The organism is Sodalis sp. (in: enterobacteria), from assembly GCF_047607725.1.
Lineage (GTDB): Bacteria > Pseudomonadota > Gammaproteobacteria > Enterobacterales > Enterobacteriaceae > JBLKSS01.
In genome coordinates this window covers 1-4,682 of the sequence record NZ_JBLKSS010000116.1, presented here as the reverse complement: position 1 = coordinate 4,682, position 4,682 = coordinate 1, and the positions used below count along the sequence as shown (strand labels likewise).

The following is a 4,682-nucleotide window of genomic DNA, read 5'->3' as shown; positions in this document are numbered from 1 at the left end:
TCAAACCGGGATGGAAATAAAAGTTATTAAAATCAATACAATGTGAAAATGCAATGAGCATAAGCGTGTAACGTAGGTTTACTGTCTCATACAACAAACCCACCAATAATTCAAGACGTCCTCCACGGGGCGCTTACGTCGGCTCCACCGATGTCGGTACCGTAAGCTGGGTGGAGCCGACGGTACAGCTGAGCGGCGCCACTTACGCCATCGGTACGCCGGGGCATTCCTGGCAGTTGGTTGCGCAGGGTAAATTGCCCGCCGCCCATAGAAGGTATGACCCATGCCGCCAAGGCGATGGCCGCCACCGCGCTGGACCTCTTACAGGACTCGGCGCTTATCGCCAGCGCGCAAGAAGACTTCGCCCGGCGCCTGGCCGGTCGTCCGTTTATCAATCCCATCCCGGACGATGTGAATCCGCCGTTACCGGAGAACGCCCATGTCTAAGCTCACCGCTTCGCCGGATCGGTCGTGCCTGATGGCGCACTTGGCCGAATTCGCCAAACGTATCAAGTTATCCGGCACGGCGCCCGAGCTGGAGAGCTTCCACTATCTACAGCAACAGATGCAATCCTACGGCTATCGCACCGAGCTGCTGTCCCACGATGCCTGGATTAGTCTGCCAGGCGCGGCGCGGGTGACGGCGGACGGTCAGCCAATCCCCTGCATTACCCACTCCATGTCCCTCTCCACGGTCGAGGCGGGGATCACCGCGTCGCTTACCTATATCGTCGCAGGGCGTGAGGCGGATTTCACCGCAGCCGACGTCGTCGGCAAAATCGTGCTGATAGACGGCATCACCACCGAGGAAGAGGCGGCGCTGGCCAAGCGCTATGGCGCCGTGGGACAGTTGCATATCAGCCCGACGGAGCATCTGTACGAGATGTGCGTCTCGCCGGTATGGGGTAGCCCCTCGCAGCATACCCGCCAACAATTGCCCACTACGGTTATCTGTACCATCAGCCGGGACGACGGCGCGCCGCTGCGCGACCGCTGCCGCGACGGCGAATCACCGCTGGTCACGCTGTACACCCAGGTCGATACCCGCTGGCGCAAAACCCCGATTTTAGTGGCCGAGCTGTCACCCGGCGGCGATGATGCGCCCTTTGTCCTGTTCGCCGGCCATCACGATACTTGGCATTACGGCGTCATGGATAACGGTAGCGCCAATGCTACGATGTTGGAAGCGCCGCGGTTGTTGGCTGAAGCGCGCGAAGGCTGGCAGCGCGGCTTGCGCCTGTGTTTCTGGTCCGGCCATTCCCACGGCCGCTATTCCGGCTCCGCTTGGTATGCGGATGAATACTGGGATGAGCTTGATCGGCGCTGCGTCGCCCACGTCAACGTGGACTCCACCGTCGGTGAAAACTCCAGCGTCCTGACGAATTCGTCGGTCATTGACGAATTCAAAGGCGTCGCCGCCGAAGCGGTGGCGGCCGTCAGCGGCCAGCAGCACCTCGGCCGCCGGCACGGCCGGGCCGCCGATCAATCTTTTTGGGGCGTGGACATTCCGTCGATGTTCGGCAGCCTAAGCCACCAACCGCCGGGCCCGGTCAAAATGCTGACCGCTCTCGGCTGGTGGTGGCATACGCCGCACGATACCCTTGAGCATATCGATCCCGCCAATCTGGAGCGCGACACCGCCATTGTGCTGCGGGTGCTGTGGCACTTGCTCAGTTCGCCCGTGGTGCCGCTGGATTATACTGCCTTCTGCGCCTCGCTGGACGCCGAGCTGGTCAACCTGCAAGCAGCGCTGGGGGATCGTCTGGATCTCGGTCTATTGCGCCGGCGGGTCCAGGATCTGCGGCAAGCGGCGGCGGCGGTTAATCAACTGGCATTAAGCGCCCGCGGCGAGCAGGGCCAGCGCCTGAACCATGCGCTGATGCGCGCCTCGCGCCTGCTGGTTCCGCTCAATTACACCGCCGGTAATCGTTTTTGCCACGATAGCGCTTTACCGCATCCGGCCTGGCCGTCGCTGGGCGGCTTGCGGGAACTCTGGCCGCGCTGCCCGTCGACAGCGAAGAACAGCCGTTTTACGCCGCTCCTGCGAGCCAGAGCCGCAATCTGGCCGCGCATGCGCTGCGCGAAGCCCACGCCGCGCTGGCAGCGGCTATTGCGCATCCCTCCTGATTCAGGGCGGGTGCATTGCCGCGGCCGGCGTGCCGGCCGTTATCCTCTGTAACCGGAACTCGTCTATGAAACAGCCTAGCGTTATCACCGCCGCGTTGGCAGTCGCCCTCGCCTTCACGACATTCGCCGCCGATGCCCAGGACGGGCAACGGGTGCGCGTCGCTATCGAAGGCGCGTTTCCCCCCCCCTGGAACGCCCTCGATTCCCACGGTCAGTTGGAAGGATTTGACGTGGATCTTATCCACGATCTGTACCGGCGGGCCAAAGTGGAATGTCAATTGGAAAGTGGCGCCTGGGCCACGCTGGTACCGGGTCTTAACGTGGGTAAATATGACTTGGTTATGACGCTGGGAATCAATGAAAAACGTAAGAAAGTGGTGGATTTCACCGTGCCTTACGCCAGCGGCGTCGCCAGTTTCCTGGTCCTGAAAAACGGGCCGTTGGCGTCGATGCCCATGCGCGGCGAACGGCTGAACCTTAACGATAAACCCCGTGCGGATCCGGTGATGGCGACGCTTGGCGCGATGCTGAAAGGCAAAACGGTCGGGGTGGTGCAATCCACCAGCCATGAACAACTGATGAAAACCTACTTCGGCGATGACGTCACGATTCGCACCTATCGCAGTTCGGCGGAGCGGGATCTGGATCTCAAGGCAGGCCGTATCGACGCCGGTTTCGATAGCGAGGTGTATGCCCGGTCGGTGATGGCGAAACCCGGCAACGATGCGCTTATCAATGCCGGTCCGACTCTCAAAGGCGCGATGCTCGCTACCGATGTCGCAATGGGCATGCGCAAAGGGGAAACCCGTCTGAAAGACAGCTTTGACGCGGATATCACCGCCGCCGCGCACGATGGCGTGATTCGCCAGCTGTCGCAGAAATGGAGCAAAATGGACCTGACGCCGGACCTGCCTTGAAAAGGTGCTCGCGCAGGCCGGTCTGTAGCACGGGTGTGAGAATCAGCTACACCAGGCACCTATTCCCAAGCGCGGCGTTTTAACGCCGCGCCAGTACCCCTCCGGCGGCAAAATAGGCTTTGATGCCCGCCAGAATCGCTTCCACAATCTGCTGCTGATAACGGGCGGTACGCAGCCGCCGTTCTTCCTGAATATTGCTGATGAATGCCGTCTCCACCAGAATCGATGGAATATCCGGCGCTTTCAATACCGCAAAACCCGCCTGATCGACGCTTTTTTTATGCAATTGGGTGATCTTGCCCACATGACTCAACACATGCTTGCCGAATTTCAGGCTGTCGTTGATGGTGGCGGTCTGCATCAAATCGAAAATCGTATGATCCAGATAGCGATCGCCGCTTTTGCTCACGCCGCCTATCTCATCGGCGGCGTTTTGCGTTTGGGCCAGATACCGGGCCGCCGCGCTGGTGGCCCCCTTAGTGGATAACGCAAATACCGAGGCGCCGTGGGCGGTGAGGCGGGTAAATACATCGGCGTGTATTGAGACGAACAGATCCGCCCGCTGCTTACGCGCCTTGGCCACCCGCACCTTCAGCGGGATAAACACATCCTCATTACGGGTCATGTAAACCTGCATATTCGGCTCGCGTTTAATCAGCGCGCTCAGGCGGCGGGCTATCTGCAGAACAATATCTTTTTCGCGGGTTTTGTATTTACCGATAGCGCCGGGATCTTCGCCACCGTGACCCGGATCGAGCATCACCACCACCGGTCGATCGCGCCTGGGATTCCGGCGGCAGGGTGCACGCCAGATCGCCCTTGTTATAATCCGCCAGCAGCGCCAGCAGCGGATCGTCTTGCACCGCGGAACGGCTGCCCTGGTGCGGGTAAAGATCCAGCACCAGCCGGTGGCGGAAGCCGTGGGTGGGCCGGCGCCAGCGTCAGAAAACGCGGCGCCACTTTCTGTTTTAGCTCCAGCACCAGCCGCACGGTTTGGCCGTCGAACTGGCCGACCCGCACCTGGCCGATATAGGGGTCTTCCGGCCGCACCTTCCCGCTGAGCTGGCTGAGCATCGAATTGAGCCGCAGACCTTCGATATCCAGCACCAGCCTTTCCGGGCCGCTCAGGGTAAAGGTGCGGTATTTCAGGGTGACGTTCGATTCCAGTGTCACACGGGTATAGCTGGAGGCGGGCCAGATGCGCACCGCCATAATTGCAGATTCCGACGTATCCGATCAGTTATTCCGATATTTTCCGATCACCCATTCCAGTGATATTCGATCACGTGTTCGCTCATCTTCTGACTCAGTTTTAGTCTATTTTTCCTGTGCTGGCTACTCCTTGCTCTTTGCGTAGTGATTCGCCTTTAAGTTCCAGTCGATAGCTGGGGTGTACTAGCCGATCGAGTAACGCGTCAGCTGTCGTGGGGTTTTCTATCAGTCCATACCATTTTTTTACCGGCAGTTGACTGATCAGGATGCTGCTGCTTTTGTCGTAACGATCTTCCATCACCTCCAACAGCATCGTTGCCTGCATCGGACTCATTGATTCCAGGCCCAAGTCGTCCAAGAGCAGTAACTCTATTTTTTCTAGCTGCTTAAGCTGTTTTAGGTAGGTTCCGTCTAGCTGGCACTGGT

Annotated in this window: 4 protein-coding genes and 1 pseudogene; 3 read left to right on the top strand and 2 right to left on the bottom strand. The window is 59.5% G+C overall.

From position 1 onward, the window contains the following. Positions 1–240 precede the first annotated feature (240 nt). From ACMX3H_RS10225 to ACMX3H_RS10215, 3 genes are read left to right on the top strand one after another with little or no spacing between them, the layout of a single operon-like run. Positions 241–447 carry a hypothetical protein gene (locus tag ACMX3H_RS10225; protein ID WP_415210738.1) on the top strand — a complete coding sequence of 69 codons (207 nt, stop codon included), beginning with the start codon at positions 241–243 and terminating at the stop codon, positions 445–447. Further along, a complete protein-coding gene (locus ACMX3H_RS10220) occupies positions 440–2,179 on the top strand; it encodes a M28 family peptidase (RefSeq protein ID WP_415210737.1) in 1,740 nt (579 codons plus the stop codon). Before ACMX3H_RS10225 ends, ACMX3H_RS10220 begins: the two co-directional genes overlap by 8 nt. A gap of 13 nt (positions 2,180–2,192) precedes the next feature. Beyond that, a complete protein-coding gene (locus ACMX3H_RS10215; RefSeq protein ID WP_415210736.1) occupies positions 2,193–3,044 on the top strand; it encodes a transporter substrate-binding domain-containing protein in 852 nt (283 codons plus the stop codon). 79 nt (positions 3,045–3,123) lie between these two features. Here ACMX3H_RS10215 and ACMX3H_RS10210 read toward each other — a convergent pair. Continuing rightward, positions 3,124–4,271: pseudogene (locus ACMX3H_RS10210) on the bottom strand (N-acetylmuramoyl-L-alanine amidase); the annotation flags it as partial. A gap of 85 nt (positions 4,272–4,356) precedes the next feature. Continuing rightward, positions 4,357–4,682: ATP-binding protein (locus ACMX3H_RS10205; protein ID WP_415210735.1), on the bottom strand; the 326-nt coding region annotated here is incomplete at its 5' end.

Excerpts from the sequence above, each read along its gene's own strand:
- ACMX3H_RS10220 (WP_415210737.1), top strand. The coding sequence starts at position 440 with ATGTCTAAGCTCACCGCTTCGCCGGATCGGTCGTGCCTGATGGCGCAC.
- ACMX3H_RS10215 (WP_415210736.1), top strand. The coding sequence starts at position 2,193 with ATGAAACAGCCTAGCGTTATCACCGCCGCGTTGGCAGTCGCCCTCGCC.